Source organism: Pseudomonas sp. MPB03, from assembly GCF_046605385.1.
GTDB lineage: Bacteria > Pseudomonadota > Gammaproteobacteria > Pseudomonadales > Pseudomonadaceae > Aquipseudomonas > Aquipseudomonas zanjanensis.
On record NZ_CP176770.1, the window covers coordinates 1,894,386 to 1,912,667 of the forward strand.

The following is an 18,282-nucleotide window of genomic DNA, read 5'->3' on the forward strand; positions in this document are numbered from 1 at the left end:
CTGCAACGAGACCTGAACATGGACGACCGTCAACACGCCTTCCTGGCCCGCCAACCCTCCGCGACGCTGCAATCGCGCGAGCAATTCTGGGGCATGCCCAAGCGCGGCCTGGCGTTCCTGTTGGCCAACGTCATGTTTTGGCAACCGATGTGGGCCCAGGCCGACGGCATCATCGTCAGTGCGCCGGGCACTGGCCTGGATCGGGCGGGCAACGGCGTGCCCATCGTCAACATCGCCAAACCCAACGGCAGCGGCCTGTCTCACAACCAGTTCAGCGATTACAACGTCGGCAGCAACGGCGTGATCCTCAACAACGCCACCGCCCGCACGCAGTCCACGCAACTGGGCGGGATCATTATCGGCAACCCGAACCTCAACGGTACGGCCGCCACGACCATTCTCAACGAGGTCAACGGCGGCAACCCCAGCCAGTTGCGTGGCTACACCGAAGTGGCGGGACAGTCGGCCCATGTCATCGTCGCCAACCCCTATGGCATCACCTGCAATGGTTGCGGTTTTATCAACAGCCCGAAAGTGACCTTGAGTACCGGTAAACCGGTGGTGGAAAGCGGTCGGCTGGATCGTTATCAGGTGGACCAGGGCAGCGTCGCCATCGAAGGAGCGGGCCTGAACGCGAACAACGTTGATCGCTTCGAAATCATCACCCGCAGCGCCAAGATCAACGCCGAAATCCAGGCCAAGAACCTGACGATTGTGGCCGGACGCAACGACGTCAACGCTAATACCCTCGACGCCACAGCCCGCGCCGATGACGGCAGCGTCAAACCGCAACTGGCCATCGACTCCTCGGCCTTGGGGGGCATGTACGCCGGTGCGATCAAGCTGGTGGGCACCGAGACGGGCGTCGGCGTGAAGCTGGACGGCAAACTGATCGCCAGCGGCGGCGATATCCAGCTCGACGCCAACGGTCGCCTGAGCCTGGCCGAGACCTCGGCCAGCGGCGCCGTCAACGTCAAGGCTGCCAGCCTCGATGCTCGGGGTGCGGTCTATGCCGGCACTACGCTGAACGCCCAGACACAAGGCAACTTGAGCAACCAGCAAACCCTCGCGGCGCGGAACAGCATCACGCTGAATGCGGGTGGGCAGTTGACCAACAACGGCATCATCGAAGCCGGGGTCAATGCCGACGCTACGCGCAATGCGACGGGAGATGTAAGCCTTACGGCGCAGCGCCTGAGCAACGACGGCAAGAGCATCGTTGCCAGCCGGAACCTCACGGCCAATGTTGGGCAGACCCTGAGCAACCAAGGCGGGACCTTGAGTGCCGGCCAAACGGCCACGGTCAAAGCCGGGAGCCTGGACAATCAAAACAAGGGCAGGGTGCTGAGCGGCACCGCGCTGAACATCACTGCCGATAAGTTGCTCAACGCCCAAGGCGTGGTCAGCAGCAACGGCAACCTGACAGCCAACGTCGGGCAGTTGAACAACAGCAGCGGCGAACTCAACAGCCTGAGCAACATCACGTTGCGCGTCGCCTCGCTGGATAACGTGGCAGGTCTGGTGGCGGCGGGGCAGATGCTTGACATCAACGCCAGCGGCCAAGTGAACAACCGGAACGGGCGGCTCTCCGCCAGCAAACGCGCTCAGTTGACGGCGGCGTCAATGGACAATACGGCGGGTCGATTGCTCAGCGACGGAGCGCTCACCGCCAGTATTTCGGCACAGTTGCTCAATCAGGCCGGGTTATTGTCATCGGCTGGCCTGTTGACCCTCAACGCGGCGAGTCTGGATAACCGCCAGGGTGGCGTCTTCACTGCCGCCCAGGCGGGCAGCCTCAACGTCGGCACGCTGGATAACCGTGGCGGCGAAGTGTCGAGCCAGGGCGTCCTGGCCCTGGTCGGCACCGAACTGGACAACAGCGATAGCGGCAAGCTGATTGCCTATGGCGACCTGCGCCTGACCCTCGAACGCTTGACCAACCAGACCAAGGGATTGATCTCCACTCGCGCAGCCTTGGCGATCGACGCGCAACGACTGGACAACCGCCAGGGATCGCTTTATGCCCAGCAAGGCCTGAATCTAAACCTGGGCGGGGCACTGCTCAACGCCCAGGGCAGTGTGAAAAGCGACACCACCGCCAGCCTCAAAGCCGCCGAGATAAATAACGACGGTGGCCAGATTTCCAGCATCGGTGCGTTGAGCCTCGACAGCATGGAAGCCCTGAGCAACGTCGGCGGCAACGTGATCAGCAGTGACACGCTGCTATTGAAGGCTGGCCAAGTGAATAACGCCAGCGGCCGCATCGCCAGTGCCAAAGCCCTGGATGCCAGTGTCACCGGCCTCGATCAACAGAACGGCCAGTTGTTCAGCAACACCCGCCTATCCCTTGACCTCAACCATGGGCAGTTGAATAACCAGGGCGGGCTGATCAACACCCCGGGCAGCCTGTTGTTGAAAAACCTGGCGGCGGTGAACAACCGCGACGGTGAGATTTCCAGCGACCAGGCGTTCAGCCTGAATGCCATGAGCCTGGACAACCGCGCCGGTTCGATCGTCAGCCAGCAGCGTCTCGATCTGGTCATTGCCCAGGCGCTAAATAATGCCAAGGGCCTGATCTCAGCCAACGGCCTTGAAGTGCGTGCAGCCAGCCTGGACAACAGCGGCGGCAGCCTGGGCAGCGATGCAGACCTGACGGTAAACGTCGACGGCACGTTGACCAACCTCGATGGCGAAATCTCCAGCGCGGGCCTGACCCGGCTCAACGCGATGGCCTTGGATAACCGCAACGGCCAGGTACTGGGCGACAGCGCCTTGAGCATTGAGCTTGGCGGCGCGCTGGACAACCGCAACGGTGTACTCGGTTCGGGTAAGGCCGTGGACATCAAGGCGGCCAGCCTGGACAACAGCAACGGCGGCCAATTGATCAGCGATGGCAGCCTGACCGCGCGCATCAGCGGTCTGCTGGACAATCAGAACCAAGGCCAAGTGCTTGCCAAAGGCGCGATCGACCTGCAAACCGGCAGCCTCGATAACCGCAGTGGTCGCCTGGCCGGCAACGACTTGCTGACCTTGCGCAGCGACTCGGTCGACAACCGTGGCGGGAGCATCCGTGCCGACAAGGCGCTGCAACTGACGGTCAATCAACTGGATAACCGTGATAACGGCGTCATCGCGGGCAAAAGCAGCGTCACTTTCGAAGGCTCGCGTCTGGACAACAGCGCCGGGCTGCTGACCAGCGTTGGTGTGCTGACCTTGAAGGCCGCTGAGGTGCAGAACGGCCTCGGTCGTATCTCCAGCCAAACCGACCTCACCGCCATTATCGATACCCTGCAGCAACAGGGCGGTGCGCTGGTAGCCCAAGGCAATTTGAGCCTGACCGGCAAGATTCTTGATAACCGCAACGGTGGTTTGATCGGCACCACAAAAGCGCTGGATTTGCAGGTCGGGCAGATCGATAACCGCGCGGGCGAGCTGTCCGCGGGGCTTGGCATGAAGGCGGGCGGCCAGCGACTGGACAACAGCGAGGGCGGCAAACTCATCGCCGGCACTGATCTGGAGTTGAAGGTCGCTGAGCTGATCAACCAGAGCAAAGGACTCATCCACGCCCAAGGCCAAATGACCCTCAGCGGCACCACGCTGGACAATAGCGAAGGCGTGCTCGACAGCCTCAACGGCCTGGTGATCACCCTCGATAACGCACTGTTGAACAACAAAGGGCTGATCAGCAGCGAAGGGGAATTGAGCGTCGACGTGGGCCGCCTCGATAACACCGCCGGCAGCCTGAGCAGCGCCGGCGTGTTGTCGATTGTCAGTGGTGGTGGGTTGATCAACCAGGGCGGGGCCATCAGCACCGACGCCGCGCTGACCCTCGAAAGCGCCAGCGTGGACAATAGCCAAAAGGGCCTGATCTCGGGCAAAGCCGCGACCCAAGTCACCACCGGTGCCCTTGACAACAGCCAGGGCGGGCGCCTGATCTCGGGCACCACGCTCACGCTCAACGCCACGCAGGTAAACAATGCCTCAGGCCGTATTGCCAGCAGCCAAGCCCTGACCGCGTCAGTCACCGGGCTGGATCAGCAGCAAGGCGAACTGTTCAGCAACACCCGCCTGAGCCTGGACCTGAACCACGGTCAGTTGAACAACCAGGGCGGCCTGATTAACGCCTCGGATGCGTTGCTGCTGAGCAACCTCAAGGACGTCAATAACCAGGACGGGGAAATCTCCAGCCAGCAAGCCTTCACCCTGACCACGCAAAACCTCAATAACAGCGGCGGTAAATTGCTGAGCAGCCAAGGCCTGATGCTCAGAACCGCCCAGGTGCTCAACAACGCCCGCGGCGTCATCTGGGCAGCGTCCCTGGACAGCCGCAGCGCCAGCCTGGACAACAGCGATGGCCTGGTCAGCAGTCGTGGCCGCCTCGACTTGAATGTCGATACCGTGTTCGACAACCAGCGTGGCTCGTTGCTGGCCGACGGTGCGTTGTTGCTGGTCGCTGATCGCCTGGATAACCGTGCCGGCAGCATCGCCGGCAAGACCGGATTCAACGCCACTGTCAGCACGTTGGATAACCGTCAGGGCACACTGATCAGCACCGACGCCCTGACACTGAAGGCCGCCAGTCTCGACAACCGACAGGCCGGTTTGATCGGCGCGACAAAAGCGCTGGATCTCAATGTCGACGATCTTGATAACCGTGGCGGTGAGTTGTCCGGCAGCGCCGATGTCACGCTGGTCAGCCAGAACCTCGACAACAGCGACGGCGGCCAGGTATTCGCCGGGCAAGCGCTGAAACTGACCGTGGATAAATTGCTCAACCGCACCAAAGGCCTGCTCAGCGCCAAGGCCGGGATGGACCTGGAGGGCGGCGCGCTGGACAACAGCGGCGGCTACCTGATCAGCCAGCAGAACCAGCGCATCAACCTGAGCCGCGATCTGCTCAACACCCAAGGCCAACTCAGCAGCGAAGGCACGCTGCATGTCAGCGCCGCCAACCTGACCAACACCGGCGGCAGTCTGTCCAGTGCGGCGGACCTGACCGTGCACAGCCTGGGGCGTCTCGACAACCAGGGCGGCGAACTGGTCACCGACGGCGCGTTGCTGCTCACCAGCGCAGCACTGGACAATCGTCAGCAGGGCAACATCAGCGGTAAAGGCGCGGTAAACGTCACCACCGGCGCGTTCGACAACAGCCAGCAGGGGCGGCTCAACAGTGGCAGCACGCTGAACCTCACGGCCGCCCAGGTCACCAACCAGGAGGGCGGTCGCATCGGCAGCCAAGGCGCGTTGACCGCATCGGTTTCCGGCCTTGATCAACAGGGCGGCCAACTGTTCAGCAACACCTCGCTGAGCCTGGACATGAACAACGGCCAGCTCAATAACCAGAGCGGCTTGATCAATGCTCCCGGGGCGTTGCTGCTGAAAAACCTCAACGGTGTGAACAACCAGGGCGGTGAAATCTCCAGTGCCCTGGCCCTCACCCTGACGGCTAAAAACCTCAGCAACGATGGCGGCCGGCTGCTCAGCAACCAGGGCCTGACCCTGCGCATCGCCCAGGCGCTGAACAACGTCAAAGGCATGATCGGCGCGGCCAGCGTCGATGCCCACGCTCAAAGCCTGAACAACAACAGCGGCACGCTCACCAGCCGTGGCAATCTCGTCCTGACGGTTGATCAGCAACTGGATAACCAAGCCCAAGGCCTGATCAGCGCCGCGCAATTGCTCACGCTCAACAGCGGTGACCTGAACAACCAGGGCGGCAGTGTGCTGGCGGGCGGTGCTTTGGTCCTCAATGCCATGGCCCTGAACAACAGCGCCAATGGTCTGATCAATGCCCAAGGCGACCTCACCCTCAGCGCCGATTCCCTGGACTCCAGCAACGGCGGCGAAGTGTCGGCCAAGGGCGACATGAACCTGACCCTGGCGGCGCTGACGCAAAACGGCGGTCGCCTGATGGGCGAACAGGCCATGACGCTGAACCTGGGCGGCCATGACCTGAACAATCGCAATGGCCTGATCACCGCCAAAGGTCCGCTGACCCTCAACGGCCTGCGCGACCTGAATAACCAGGGCGGTGAAGTGTCCAGCAGCCAAAGCTTCACCCTGGCCGGACGTACGCTCGATAACACGGGCGGCAAGCTGATCAGCAGCAACCTGCTTAGCCTCAACGCCACCAGCCTGATCAACCAGAACGGCCTGATCTCTGGCTGGCAGGGGCTGGACGTCAGGGGTACCAGCCTCGACAACCGCAACAACGGCACGCTCTCCAGCCGCAATGGCGACGTCGGCGTCACCCTTAGCGGGGCACTGCTCAACAGCGGCGCCGGTGCACTGGTCGGTCAGCAAAAACTCACCGTCAGCGCCGCCAGCCTGGACAACAGCAGCGGCGGGATTCTTTCCAGCGGCGGCGACCAGACCCTGACGGTCACTGGCGGTTTGCTCAACAACGCCCAAGGCGGCCTGATCGACAGCGGCGCCCTCCTGGTCATGAACGCCATGACCCTGGGCAACGCTGGCGGTACCGTCAACGCGCAAAAGGCCTTGAAATTCACCGGCACCACCTTGGACAACAGCGGCGGCAGACTAGTCGGTAACGCTGCCGTGACCCTGGACCTGCTGGGTGCGCTGAGCAACACCAATGGCAAAGTCGCCAGTGTTGGCCCATTGCGAGTCGAACGCGCCACACAGATCAGCAACCAGGGCGGCCAGATCGCCAGCCAAGGTTCGTTGACCTTGTCCTCCGATGGCCTGGACAACAGCAATACCGGCACCGTCGCCGCGAAAAATGCGCTGGAGATCACTGCCTCCGGAGCCGTGCAGAACCATAACAACGGCCTGATCTACAGCCAGACGGCCGATGTTGCACTCGATGCCGCGAGCCTTGCCAACGGCCAGGGTGAGATGCAAGGCCAGACTGGCCTCAAGCTTGAACTGGCCGGCAATCTGGATAACCAGGGCGGCAAGCTCATCGCCCAAACCGGCGATGTCAACGTGACCGCGGCGAATATCGACAACCGTGGTGGCACCCTCGCCAGCCTCAAGGGCGCCCTTGAGGCGAGAACCGTGGGCGTGCTGCGCAACGGCTTCGATGTGAACAACAAGGGGGGCGTGATCCAAGGCCAAGGCTTGGACCTGCGCGCCTTGGCCGGGCTGAACAACAACGGTGGTCGGATCGCCGCGCAGGCTGGCGATGTCATCATCGACACCGCCAGCTTCAACAACCGCAACGGCGGTCTTTATGCCTCTGGGCTGATCAAGGTCGCCGGCACCGGTGCCAGAGTGGACAACACCGCCGGGCAGATCGCCGGCAACGCCATCCATTTGGATCTGGACGGTGCCCTGACCAACCGTGGCGGCATTCTGGAAAGCGACAGCACCTTGGTGGTCAGCGCTACGAGCGTCGATAACCAGACCGGCCAACTGCGAGCCCTTGGGGGCGCGGGCAAAACCGACTTCCAGATCGGCAGCCTCTTCGACAACCGCAGCGGCAAGCTGGAAAGCGCCAACACTCACCTGACCCTGTCCGCCAACAGCTTCCTCAACAGCGGCGGCCAATTGCTGCATCTGGGCGACGGCACCTTCGATATCTCCCTGGCCAACGTCACTGGCGCCGGCGGCGACATCGTCACCCGTGGCGGCCTGACGCTCAAAGCCGACACCTGGACCAACACCAGCGCCATCCAGGCCGGACGCCTGACGGTCGACGTCAACAACTTCACCCAGACCGAGACGGGGCAACTGCTGGCTTCGACGCAACTGGAAGGCAAGGGTGGGAATTGGGTCAACAATGGGTTGATCGCCAGTGATGGTGGCTTGGGCTTGCAGTTGACCGGGCGGTATAGCGGCAATGGCCGGGTCACCAGCCTGGGCGACATGACGGTAGACGCCGCTGCGATCGACTTGAGTAGCGTGGCCAGTATTACCGGTGGCGGGACCACGACGATCGGTGGGCGCGGTGGCCTGGGCAGCCTGAACAACTACGGGCGGCTGACATCGGCGAGAGCGCTGAATATCACTGCGAGCACCATTAATAACTATGGGACGGTTGCTGGTGCGGATGGATTGAAACTGACGGCTTCGACCTTGCTGAACGATCAAGGTGGGTTCTTGTTCAGCGGCGGAGACATGAAGCTGCGGGTGGGGAGCTTTACCAACCGTAAGTCGGATGTTTATGCCCTAGAGGACATTGATGTAGCGCGCAATGACCTGGGGGGGCGGTCGGCGTTGATGGAGAATGATTCGGGCACCATGGAAAGTGGGCGGGATTTTTCCATTAATGCGGATTCGATTATCAATAAGCGGGGGGATTTTAAGACTGAGGCGGAGTTGTATTCGTCGGCGGTGGGGGTTCGCTGCTATAGCTGTGATTCGATTTCACGTTATTGGACAGATCGGCAACCTTCTTTATATTTGGTTTATCTACAGCAATATCGAGTTAAAGTTTCTGGAGATGCGACGGCTAAAGCGGCTTCGTTGAGTGCAGGAAAAAATCTGACCGTTAAGGGTTTCTCTTTCTTGAATTCAAATTCACTTGTTAGTGCTGGAGGTGATATCGATGTTGCAGTAAGTGAGTTTGAAAACTCAGGTACAGCTCTGGGAGACTACACGAGCTACCAGTATTTTGACGATGATCTTTCTTTGGAGAGGATGAGGGAGGTTGTAAATTACAATATACGTAACGACGCGGGCTACAAGGAGGATCTGCGTTTCTGGAACGCAGCAGGTACTGAATCCCCAGTTTATTCTGAGGTTCTGCGTACTGGCTCCAAGAATCCGGATAAAGAAACTTACCAGGTTATCGGTCCGGTGGTGTTTTTGCTCGCGGCGGGTTGGAATACATCGTCGGCAATTATATTTGGACAGTCTGAGTTTGCCGCGGGCAATCGTGCGGAGCTACCTGACTTTATAAAAAACCTCAATCCATTCAAACAGGAGGTTTTTACTTCCACCGCATCCGACAATTTTGCCCCTGCCATCATTCAAGCCGGCGGCAACGTCTCCATTACCGCAACAAACAAAATCACCAACGGTGTGGAGCGCCCATTCTCCACCGGCATAACAACGTCGTCCCGCAACACCACAACCGCCGCCGCAGGATCAGGCAAAACCACGGTCGTGACCCTGAACAGCCAACTCCCACCGGACTTGGCCCAACAACAAATAAACCCCCTGACGCTCCCCGGCTTCAGCCTCCCCACCGGGCAAAACGGCCTGTTCCGGCTGAGTGGGCAGGGCGCCAGCGACGCGTCAGCCTCCCAGACCCCCGTCGTGTCGCAGAACTGGACAATCGGCGGCGCCAGCGTGAGCGCATCGAATCGATCCACCGCCGCGCCGATCGCCAATGTGCGCGACATCGAGATCGCCGATGTCACCCAGGTTTCCGCCGCCGAACGACAGGTGCAGTTGTTGAATCGTGACAGCGGCGGCGTCACCGCCGGCGCGTCCGCCATTCAGGTCACCGCCCCAACGGACTCATCCACAGGCAAGCCGCAACTGCCAGGGCATAGCCTCGATGGCACCATCACCCGTGGCGCCGACATTGCGCTGGACACTTCGGGCACGCCGCCAATTGGCGTCAGTCGCCCAACCGACGCCTCGGTAAGCGCGCCAGTGCCTGTCACCGGTCAAACGGTGGCGCGGGTCACGGGGCTACCCAGCACAACCGTGGCTTCCAAACCGCAAAAATACCTGATCGAAACCAACCCGGTCCTTACCAACCTCAAGTCATTCACCAGCTCGGATTATCTGCTGACGAAACTCGGCTACGACGCGGACACCAGCGCCAAGCGGTTGGGTGACGGCCTGTTCGAACAACGACTCATCCAACAGGCCGTCGTCGCCCGTACCGGCCAACGCTTCATCGACGGCCAGACCTCCGACGAGGCGATGTTCACGTACCTGATGAACAACGCCATCGCCAGCAAGGACGCCCTCAACCTGTCGGTAGGCGTCACCCTCACCGCCCAACAAGTCGCCGCCCTGACCCACGACATCGTCTGGCTCGAAGAGCACGAAGTGAACGGCGAAAAGGTGCTGGTGCCGGTGCTGTATATGGCCCAGGCCAATAATCGTCTGGCACCTAATGGTGCGTTGATTGCCGGGCAGAACGTTACGTTGATCGCCGGCAAGGATCTGGAAAATGCCGGCACGCTTCGGGCTACCAACAACCTTTCCGCGACCGCAGGCAACGATCTCGTCAATAGTGGGTTGATCGAAGCAGGGAATCGTCTTGACCTATTGGGCGGCAACGACCTCGTCAACAAATCCGGCGGCATCATTTCCGGGCGGGACGTCAGCCTGAAAGCACTCGTGGGGAATGTGATCAACGAGCGCACGGTGACCACCGCAAGCGTCAGCAACAGAGGCTACAACCAGCGCCAGGACTACATGGACAACGCCGCCCGCATCGAGGCGTCTAACGACCTCACCATGGGCGCAGGCTGGGATGTCAGCAGTATAGGCAGCGTCATGGTCAGCGGCCGTGATACCCAAATCACTGCCGGATGGGATGTCAATATAGTCTCGGCGCAACAGCAGAGCTCCCTCAGCGGAGGCCGACGCCAAAACACCATTACACAACTGAGTTCGGAGGTGGATGCCGGTCGTGACATTACCGTCGATGCTGGCAGGAATTTCACAGCCATCGCCAGCCAGATTAGCGCCGATCGCAATGTAGCGCTCATCGCCGCCAAGAATATGTCTGTCTCTTCCGGTGCCAACGAAACTCACTCGTACTACAAATCGAAAAAGGTCACGGCCCAGGAAGACCACATCAAACAAGTCGGCAGCGCCATCAGCGCTGGCGGCGATGTGACGATGAAGACGGGACAAGACATGACCGTCACATCCAGTCGCATCAGCGCAGGTGACGAAGCCTATCTGGTGGCCGGTGAAAACCTTGAGTTGCTGGCCGCCCAAGACAGCGATTACTCACTGTATGAGAAAAAGAAGAAGGGCAGTTTCGGGAACAAACAGAGCCGACGTGATGAGGTCACCAAGGTCGTCAATGTTGGGAGCGAAATCACCACGGGCGGTGATTTGAAGCTGGTCAGTGGAGATGACCAGCGGTATCAGGTTGCGAACTTGACCAGTGGTAACGACCTGATTTTGCAAGGTGGTGGCTCAATTACCTTCGAGGGCGTGAAAGACCTGAGCCAGGAAAGCCATACCAAGAGCAGTTCCAGCATGGCCTGGAACTCGATGAAGGGGAAAGGCAACACCGACGAAACCTTGCGTCAGAGCCAATTGATGGCTCAGGGTGATCTGGTCATCAATGCCGTCGATGGCTTGAACATCGATATCAAGCAAATCAACCAGAAAAGTGTCAGCGAGACCATTGATGCGATGGTCAAGGCTGATCCGAAATTGGCGTGGTTGAAGGAAGCAGAGAAGCGAGGAGATGTTGATTGGCGCCGTGTGGAAGAAATCCACCAGAGTTTCAAGTATTCAAACTCGGGGCTTGGCGTCGCCGCTCAAATGGTCTTGGCAATTGTGCTGGCGGTGGTCACTGGCGGAGCTGGCGCAGGCCTGGTAGGGGCCACTGGAGGAACCTTCTCGGCCGGTTTTGCCAATGCTGCATTGATCGCGGTGGAAAACCAGGCAGTCAACAGTGCCATCAGTAACAAGGGCGATTTGGGTGCTGTTCTAAAAGACACCACCAGCAGCGATAGCCTTAAAGGCTATTTGGTGTCAGGAATGATGGGCGGTATTGGCAACAGCCTCGGCTACGATCCAACGAAGTTGGGGGTCGACTGGAACAGCGTAGGCCAGATTGTTCTCAAAACCAGTGCTGAGTCCGCGGTGCAAACCGCTATCCAGGGAGGCAGCCTGGCGGACAATTTCGTCAATAACTTGCTGGGTGCTGTCATCGATATCGGCGGAGCGGTGGCCGCCAATAAAGTCGGCAACAGGAATCTGGCTGAAGGCAGCCCGACCAAAGTCGCCGCCCACGCCTTGGTCGGTGGGTTCAAGTCGATGGCCATGGGTGGCGACTTCAAGTCGGGAGCCTTGGCTGGAGGCGCCAACGAAGCGCTCGTGCAGTACCTGGCGGAACTGGTGCTACCCGAAGGGTATGACCCAAACCGTCCGGGAGCCGACCAGGCTAAAGCCAACCTGTTGGCGATGTCGCAGTTGCTTGGTGTGCTCACAGCGGTGGTGTCAGGCAGCGACCCGCGCATCGCGGCAGATATCGCCGCCAACGCCACCCAATATAACTACTTGACCCATTCCGATCTCGAGCGAGCAGCCAAGAAGCTGCAGGGCTGCGGGAATGAAGGCCAATGCATAGCAGAGGCCTATACCACCTACCATGAGTTAAGCGAGCGACAGACTCTAGAGGCGCTGGTTAGCTGTGGTCAGAATAAGGGCAACTGCGCGAACATCTCGAAGCTGGATGCCGAGGTGCAAGCCCGGAAAGAACAGCTCCGTGATTTGATGAGCTCTGCGTCACCTGGAACCCGTGAAACCTATGAGCTTTTGATCGCGGAAAACAACGAGTTTCAGAACCTGTTGGCAGGGGTAACCACAGAGCATTCGGCGAAGGCGGTGACGGATGTCCTGATTTCGAAATGGGGTATAAGTCCGGAGTATGCTGCGGCTATTATTGCTGGCACTGTGACGCTTGCTGTTGGATTGGCTGCTGGGCGTCGTGTTGGGAAAGCGACGACAGTATTTCCTGACGGAATGAATATAAATCCCAATCTTAAGCATCACTTGAGTGAGTTTGATGGGTTTTCACAGAAAGACGGAATCAGTGGAGCTCATAGATTGGATTCTTTTTCGAAGGCTGCTACTGATAACGGGGTGAAGATAGTTGATCAAGTGCCAAGCTTCACGAATGGCATAAGTACCGTAAGTTATCAAATACCGTCTTATGATAGGGCAGGTAATTTGACGGGATACAAGGATAAACTGTTTACAAAGACCGTGTATGACCCGGGGGTCATAAGCGAACAGAAAATATTTGAACTTGGCCGACAAGCGGCGGCGGAGGGCTATATCAATGCCATGACAAGAGGAATGACAGCCTATAATGGTGAGGCCGGAGGTGTAAAGTTTAGGGTTTATCTAGATCCTACTACAGGCACAGTACGTAACTTTCACCCAAGATGAGTAAGGAGTGTGTTTTGAATGAATTATTTGGGCAGCCTTATGATTCTCTAGATCCTAACTGGGTTATAAAGGCTTATTTTGATGTTTTGCATGATGATGGTCTGTTTGTTAAAGCGATAGGGTGTCTTGTTAAGCGATGGGGGTTTGGTACAGACGGTGCTCACTGTGATTTTCCGGATATGAACAGTTATTTTCTGGAAGATCACTTCGAAGGCGTAAGATTTTCGTACGGGTATCCTTCGGATGAAGATAATTCAGTAATTGTTAGTGAGGATGTTTTTTGTGAATGGTTGAAACTTGCTTGTGATAAGTTTCTGGATCGTTCTCCCGAAAGGTCGCAGGAGATCAGTGAGTTATTAGCGAGTTCGTTTTTTCGAAGTGAAGTTTAAAAAACTGACTCTGGCCTACGCTTTTTCAGGGACAGACCACATATCAGTGTAGGTTTTAGATGTAGAACTCGGTTTGTACCTAAGAGTCCCGATCTGTGGGGTTGCTCGCCAACATGGTGATTTGTTTTACATGGAAAAAGGAGACGGAAAAAAAAGGGGCGGTTTTTTTTGATTTATCCAAACTCTCGGAGAGATGTTGAGTATGCTCGTGAGTTATTAGAGGCTTTAAATGATGCACTCAAGCGCTAAGATATTTTATGATTTTGTGAATTGGTTGGTTTCGTTGCGTTTTTTTTCAGATGGAGAGTTATCTAAGATTCTTGAGGAGTTTGACGGTGTTCAAGGGGTCGTAGAGAGTAATCTGTTTATATCTGCATATGAGGAGATAGCTCGCTATCTTGCTCGAAATAAAACAATTGATGACATGGTTGAGTTCTTTGAGTCGAATCGTGGGGTGTTAAGTGAGTTGCCTGGAGAGCAGTATTACTTCGTTGAGTCGGTAGTGGATGTGTACTCGGACGACGGACGAAATGTGTCTGATTTGATCGATGCTTCACCGGAGGGGTATAGGGAGTATTTGTTAAATCGCTTCGCATGAGGGACAAGGCATAGAAAAAGGGGACAGATTTTAATGGTGCTTACTTAACGACTAGTTAGCTGATGTAGCTGCAAAAAATGAAAAAGACTGGCCTTGGAGTACGGCTCCTCAGGGACGGACCACATATCTGTGTAGGTTTTAGATGTAAAATTTGGTTTGTACCCAAGAGTCCCGATCCGCGAGTTTGCTCGCCAGCATGTTGATTTGTTGCTGGTAGGAAAGCTCGCTTTCGCATGGGTCATTCCCTAGACAATTCGGCCCTCTTCTTGGCGCGTGCGAATACTTCCATCGCTTTGGCGAAGTAGTTCGCATCGCCGGTTTCCCAGGCATCTCTCATAAACTCCGCAATGGTCTCTGGTGTGCTGAGATATTCTGCAAGGTCAAATTCTGTAAAGGTCTCAATCATTTTGTTCTCCGCGCATGTGAAAAACGGGCGACCCTCAGCAAAAGTCGCCCGTTTTTCGTTACTCAGCAGCTCGCGCCCGCAACCGTCTCCCAATCACATCCATCACATCACACCCATCGCGCAACGCAATCGTCAGCATCTTGCAAAAGTCCGAAAGCACCACCGTATCGGAGCTGATGTCCGAGCGAAACGCGATGTTTTCCAGCAGTTGGGTCACGGTGCGGATGCGGTAGTCGGCAGTTTCGAAGAGGACATCGAGTGGGGCTTCGGTGTCGATGAGCAGGGTGGCTGGGGTGCAGTCGATTCCGGTGATGGGCATGTATCTGGTCATAATCAGAGCCTCGAAAATTGATGAGTCTCTCTGTAGATCGGGTCGCCAAACCCGGTCGCCTTTTGGGGCGACGGGGGACTATAGGCTGACCCCCTCCAATACCACAAGACACCGCTTTCCGAGCTTCATGTAGGACGTTTGGCCTGGCATTTGTCGGCTTAAAGCAAGCGACTGCTGCGCAGTCGAGCGGGAGCAAGCTCCCTAGCCGCAGGGCTCGCGCTCGACTGGGCGGGTTGGCGTATCAGCTGTGGCAGCAATTATGGGGCTTGGCGTCTTCGTACTTATCATGATGCCGCACCCAGTCCATGATTTCCTCTTCGTTGCGGCCCTTGGGCGTCAGGTCGAGGTAGTTGTAAGTGCCGACCAATATGTCGAGGCCACGGGCGTACGTGGAGTAGGTGTGGAAGATGTCGCCGGCTTCGTTGCGATAGAAGACGCTCAGGCCTGGGAGTTCGCCTTCGGTGGTGTCGGTTTTTTCGTAGTTGTAGGTGGTTTTTCCAGCGGCGGTGTCTTCGGCTTCGAAGCTGACGCCGAAGTCGTAGTTGAAGTCGCAGCCTTCCGACGAGACCCAGTCGAAGGCCCAGCCCATGCGGCGTTTGAACGGTTGGAATTCGGCGAAGGGCGCGCGGGAGACGGCGACCACGGCCACGTCGTGGTGGGCCAGGTGTTGGTTGGCGCCGTCGATGTGGTCGGAGAGGAAGGAGCAGCCCTGGCAGCCTTCTGCCCAGCCGGGGCCGAACATGAAGTGGTAGATGATCAGTTGGCTGCGGCCGCCGAACAGGTCGGCCAGGCTTAGTTCGCCGTGGGGGCCTTGGAAGCGGTAGGGTTTGTCGATTTTGACCCAGGGCAGGGTGCGGCGTTCGGCGCTGAGTTTGTCCCGTTCGCGGGTGAAGGCTTTTTCGTGGGCCAGGTGCTGGCGACGGGCGGCGAGCCATTCTTCCCGCGAGACGACTGGATGATTCTCTACGTTCATGGTGATTTCTCCTGTAGGCAGTTGCTCAAGTCGGCGCTTCACTCATTGGTCGTTTGGCCTGGGGTAAATTCGACAGGCCGTTGGTCGGCTGGCGGGATGGGCCGTCCGCCAACCCGGCTGAACGGTGGCGTGGCGCCTCGGTCACAACCTAGGTAGGCATCTCACTCTTTAGAGGATGGACCAGGATGACGACTTATAACTGGGACTTGATCGAACGGTTGTTGCACGAAGTGCAGAACGGCGCTGGCCACAGTTTTGCTCCTCGGGTTTATGCCGAGGAGTACGCGGCGGCGAAAGCGGCTGAAGGGGGGGAAATCGAGAACCTCGATCATCTGAAAGCGGTCGCCGGGGAGTATGAAAAGTTACTGCTGGAGCGTGGTTATATCGAGCCGCGGCCGGAGGAAGAGGGCGGCAACGGCGAGAATTTTGTGCTGACGCCGCGTGGCTCGCGGTTGTTGAGCCTGATCGACAGCAGCATTCCGGGCAATGATCATCCACGCGAGGTGTTGGATGAGCAGGAAGACGCGCTGGATGAGTTTACGTTTGATGAAGTGGCTTCTAAGGCGCAGATTGCCTGACAGCCTGGCACTGAACCCTGTGGGAGCGAGCTTGCTCGCGATAGCGGTCTGACATTCAGCTGATGTGTTGCCTGTTCTGCCGCTATCGCGAGCAAGCTCGCTCCCACATTGGGTCTTCCACAGGATCTCAGTGGTTTTAAGAGCGTGCTGCCTTCAAGCACTTCAAGTCAGTGAAATCCTTCTTCACCCCGTCGATTTTCTTCAACAGCTGTTCGCGCTGGGGCGGGGTGCTTTCGGCCATGAGGTCCACCAGCAGGCTGCGGGCCTGGGCTTCGGTTTTGTTGAAGGCCTCGCGGTAGGCTGGAGTCCAGAGGCTTTCGCGGTCGACGAGTAACTGCTCGATGCGTTTGGGGAAGTCCGGGCTGTGGCGTTGGGCCACGGCTTCGCTGAACTGGTTTTGCCAGTGGGCGCGGTTGGCGATCCATTGCTGGTTCTGGTCGCCGAGGGCAGTGGACCAGGCCATCACCCGTTGGCGCTGGGCGTCGTTGAGCGGGCCGAGCCAGTCGTCCAGGCGTTTGACCATGCGTTCGCTGCGTTGCTGGATCTGCTCCTGCAGCGTCGGCTTGAGGTATTGCTGCTGGCGTTTGCGCTGGTCCTTGACGAAGGCGGCGTCCATGTCGGCGACTTGGTCGTCGCTCAGGCCTTGCAGCAGTTCGATGGCCGAAGGGGTGATTGCCCGGGCGGTTTCGGCGATGGCGGCCTTGGCTTCCCGGGTGCGCTGTTGTAGCGCTTCGTCGGTGACCTGGTTGGTCTGCACCATGGTCTTGAGGCGATCCAGCCAGTCGAGGTAGCCGGGCAACTGGGTGGTGCAGTGCCAGGTCAGGTGGTCCTTGAGGCGTTCGTTGAACCAGTCTTTTTGCTCGCCTTTGATGTCCAGGTAGTCGTTGAGGGTCCAGGGGATGATCAGGTCGAGGTTGCGGTACGCCAGCCCGACGCGGCTGCAAGCGGTGAGCACGAAGAGCATGGCGATGAACATGGCGGTGCGTGTTAACCAGCGCGACATGAGCGAGTCCTTGCGAATGCGTAAGTGCTTTGTTTGAGCATGGCAGGCGCGCAGCAGTTCAGCTGATTAATGCGTAACGCTTAGTAAAAAGGATGGGCCATCTTGAGGGTCAGCAGGCTGTTGCATTCGCTGTTGTGGCCGGAGTACGCCGAGCAGCTGCTGCCGCTGAGGCTTGAGTCGCTGTAGATCAGGTCCAGGTCGATGCCCATCCAGGGGCGGGAAATTTTCAATGACCAGTCGCTGAAACTGCCTACAGAACCGTTCTCGACCGAGACCGGCGTATTGAGTTGGTGGGTGGTGTATTTGGCGCTGATGCCAATGCCGAACGGCACATTGCCGCCCAGGTCGGCAAACAGTGTGCTGTTCTGCTTGTCCGGATCGTTGCTCAGGGCCGCGCCGAAGCGGCTGCCCAGCACAGTCAGGCCGCCGTAGAACGCCTGGCTGTCGAGGGTATCGACGGTGGGGTAGCTGTAGTGGATCAGGCCGACTTCGTAGCCCAGGGTCTGGTCGAAGGGTTGTTTAAAACCCATGTAGGAATCGACTTCAAGATCGGCGGATAGGCCGGCGCTGGGTGACCACTGGCCGACGTACCAGCCGCTGTCGTGGCTCAGGTCAAGGCCACCATGGAACGAACCGGTGCTCGACGGCGTGACCAGGCCCTGGGCCATGCTGCGGCTGGGAGTGGTGCCGAGTTTGAGGTCGAAGTCGCCGAGTTCGCGCTGGAACACCTGCCCATGAGCGAGAGAACAGGACAGTAGGCTGATCATCAGCAGGACAATAGGAATGCGCATGCTTCACTCCATGAAATAGCGAGGAGCAGGAACTAAGCTGAAACGCTTGGGCTAGAGAGGTGCAAGCATACCGGCGAATACTCGGCAGCGAAGGCCGTTCGTCGATTTTTGGGAAATGGGTGAGGCGGGGAAGGTTCCAGTCCAA

9 protein-coding genes are annotated in these 18,282 nt (G+C 58.3%); 4 read left to right on the top strand and 5 right to left on the bottom strand.

Annotation, left to right across the window (positions count from 1 at the left end):
- Nucleotides 1-18: 18 nt before the first annotated feature.
- From ACLH0I_RS08430 to ACLH0I_RS08440, 3 genes are all read left to right on the top strand, one after another.
- A complete protein-coding gene (locus ACLH0I_RS08430) occupies nucleotides 19-13,068 on the top strand; it encodes a filamentous hemagglutinin N-terminal domain-containing protein (protein WP_411386776.1) in 13,050 nt (4,349 codons plus the stop codon).
- A 14-nt stretch (nucleotides 13,069-13,082) separates the two neighbouring features.
- Nucleotides 13,083-13,457, top strand: a complete 375-nt coding sequence (cdiI, locus tag ACLH0I_RS08435; protein WP_411386777.1) for a ribonuclease toxin immunity protein CdiI — start codon at nucleotides 13,083-13,085, stop codon at nucleotides 13,455-13,457.
- A gap of 229 nt (nucleotides 13,458-13,686) precedes the next feature.
- Nucleotides 13,687-14,055 carry a hypothetical protein gene (locus ACLH0I_RS08440; protein ID WP_411386778.1) on the top strand — a complete coding sequence of 123 codons (369 nt, stop codon included), beginning with the start codon at nucleotides 13,687-13,689 and terminating at the stop codon, nucleotides 14,053-14,055.
- 238 nt (nucleotides 14,056-14,293) lie between these two features.
- Here the strand turns inward: ACLH0I_RS08440 and ACLH0I_RS08445 are convergent, their stop codons facing one another.
- The 3 genes from ACLH0I_RS08445 to ACLH0I_RS08455 form a co-directional block, all read right to left on the bottom strand.
- Nucleotides 14,294-14,461 (bottom strand): DNA-binding protein, encoded by a 168-nt coding sequence (locus tag ACLH0I_RS08445; protein WP_250961999.1) that lies wholly within the window; start codon nucleotides 14,459-14,461, stop codon nucleotides 14,294-14,296.
- Between the two features lie 58 nt (nucleotides 14,462-14,519).
- Nucleotides 14,520-14,792, bottom strand: coding sequence for a hypothetical protein (locus ACLH0I_RS08450; RefSeq protein ID WP_411386779.1), 273 nt, complete (start codon nucleotides 14,790-14,792; stop codon nucleotides 14,520-14,522).
- A 241-nt stretch (nucleotides 14,793-15,033) separates the two neighbouring features.
- A complete protein-coding gene (locus ACLH0I_RS08455; protein ID WP_411386780.1) occupies nucleotides 15,034-15,765 on the bottom strand; it encodes a DUF899 domain-containing protein in 732 nt (243 codons plus the stop codon).
- A gap of 185 nt (nucleotides 15,766-15,950) precedes the next feature.
- On the opposite strand from ACLH0I_RS08455, the gene ACLH0I_RS08460 reads away from it, so the two are divergent.
- Nucleotides 15,951-16,343, top strand: a complete 393-nt coding sequence (locus ACLH0I_RS08460; protein WP_411386781.1) for a transcriptional regulator — start codon at nucleotides 15,951-15,953, stop codon at nucleotides 16,341-16,343.
- Between the two features lie 136 nt (nucleotides 16,344-16,479).
- Here ACLH0I_RS08460 and ACLH0I_RS08465 read toward each other — a convergent pair whose 3' ends face one another.
- Nucleotides 16,480-17,346 (bottom strand): DUF6279 family lipoprotein, encoded by an 867-nt coding sequence (locus ACLH0I_RS08465; protein ID WP_411386782.1) that lies wholly within the window; start codon nucleotides 17,344-17,346, stop codon nucleotides 16,480-16,482.
- 80 nt (nucleotides 17,347-17,426) lie between these two features.
- Nucleotides 17,427-18,137, bottom strand: a complete 711-nt coding sequence (locus tag ACLH0I_RS08470; RefSeq protein ID WP_411386783.1) for a TorF family putative porin — start codon at nucleotides 18,135-18,137, stop codon at nucleotides 17,427-17,429.
- Nucleotides 18,138-18,282 lie beyond the last annotated feature (145 nt).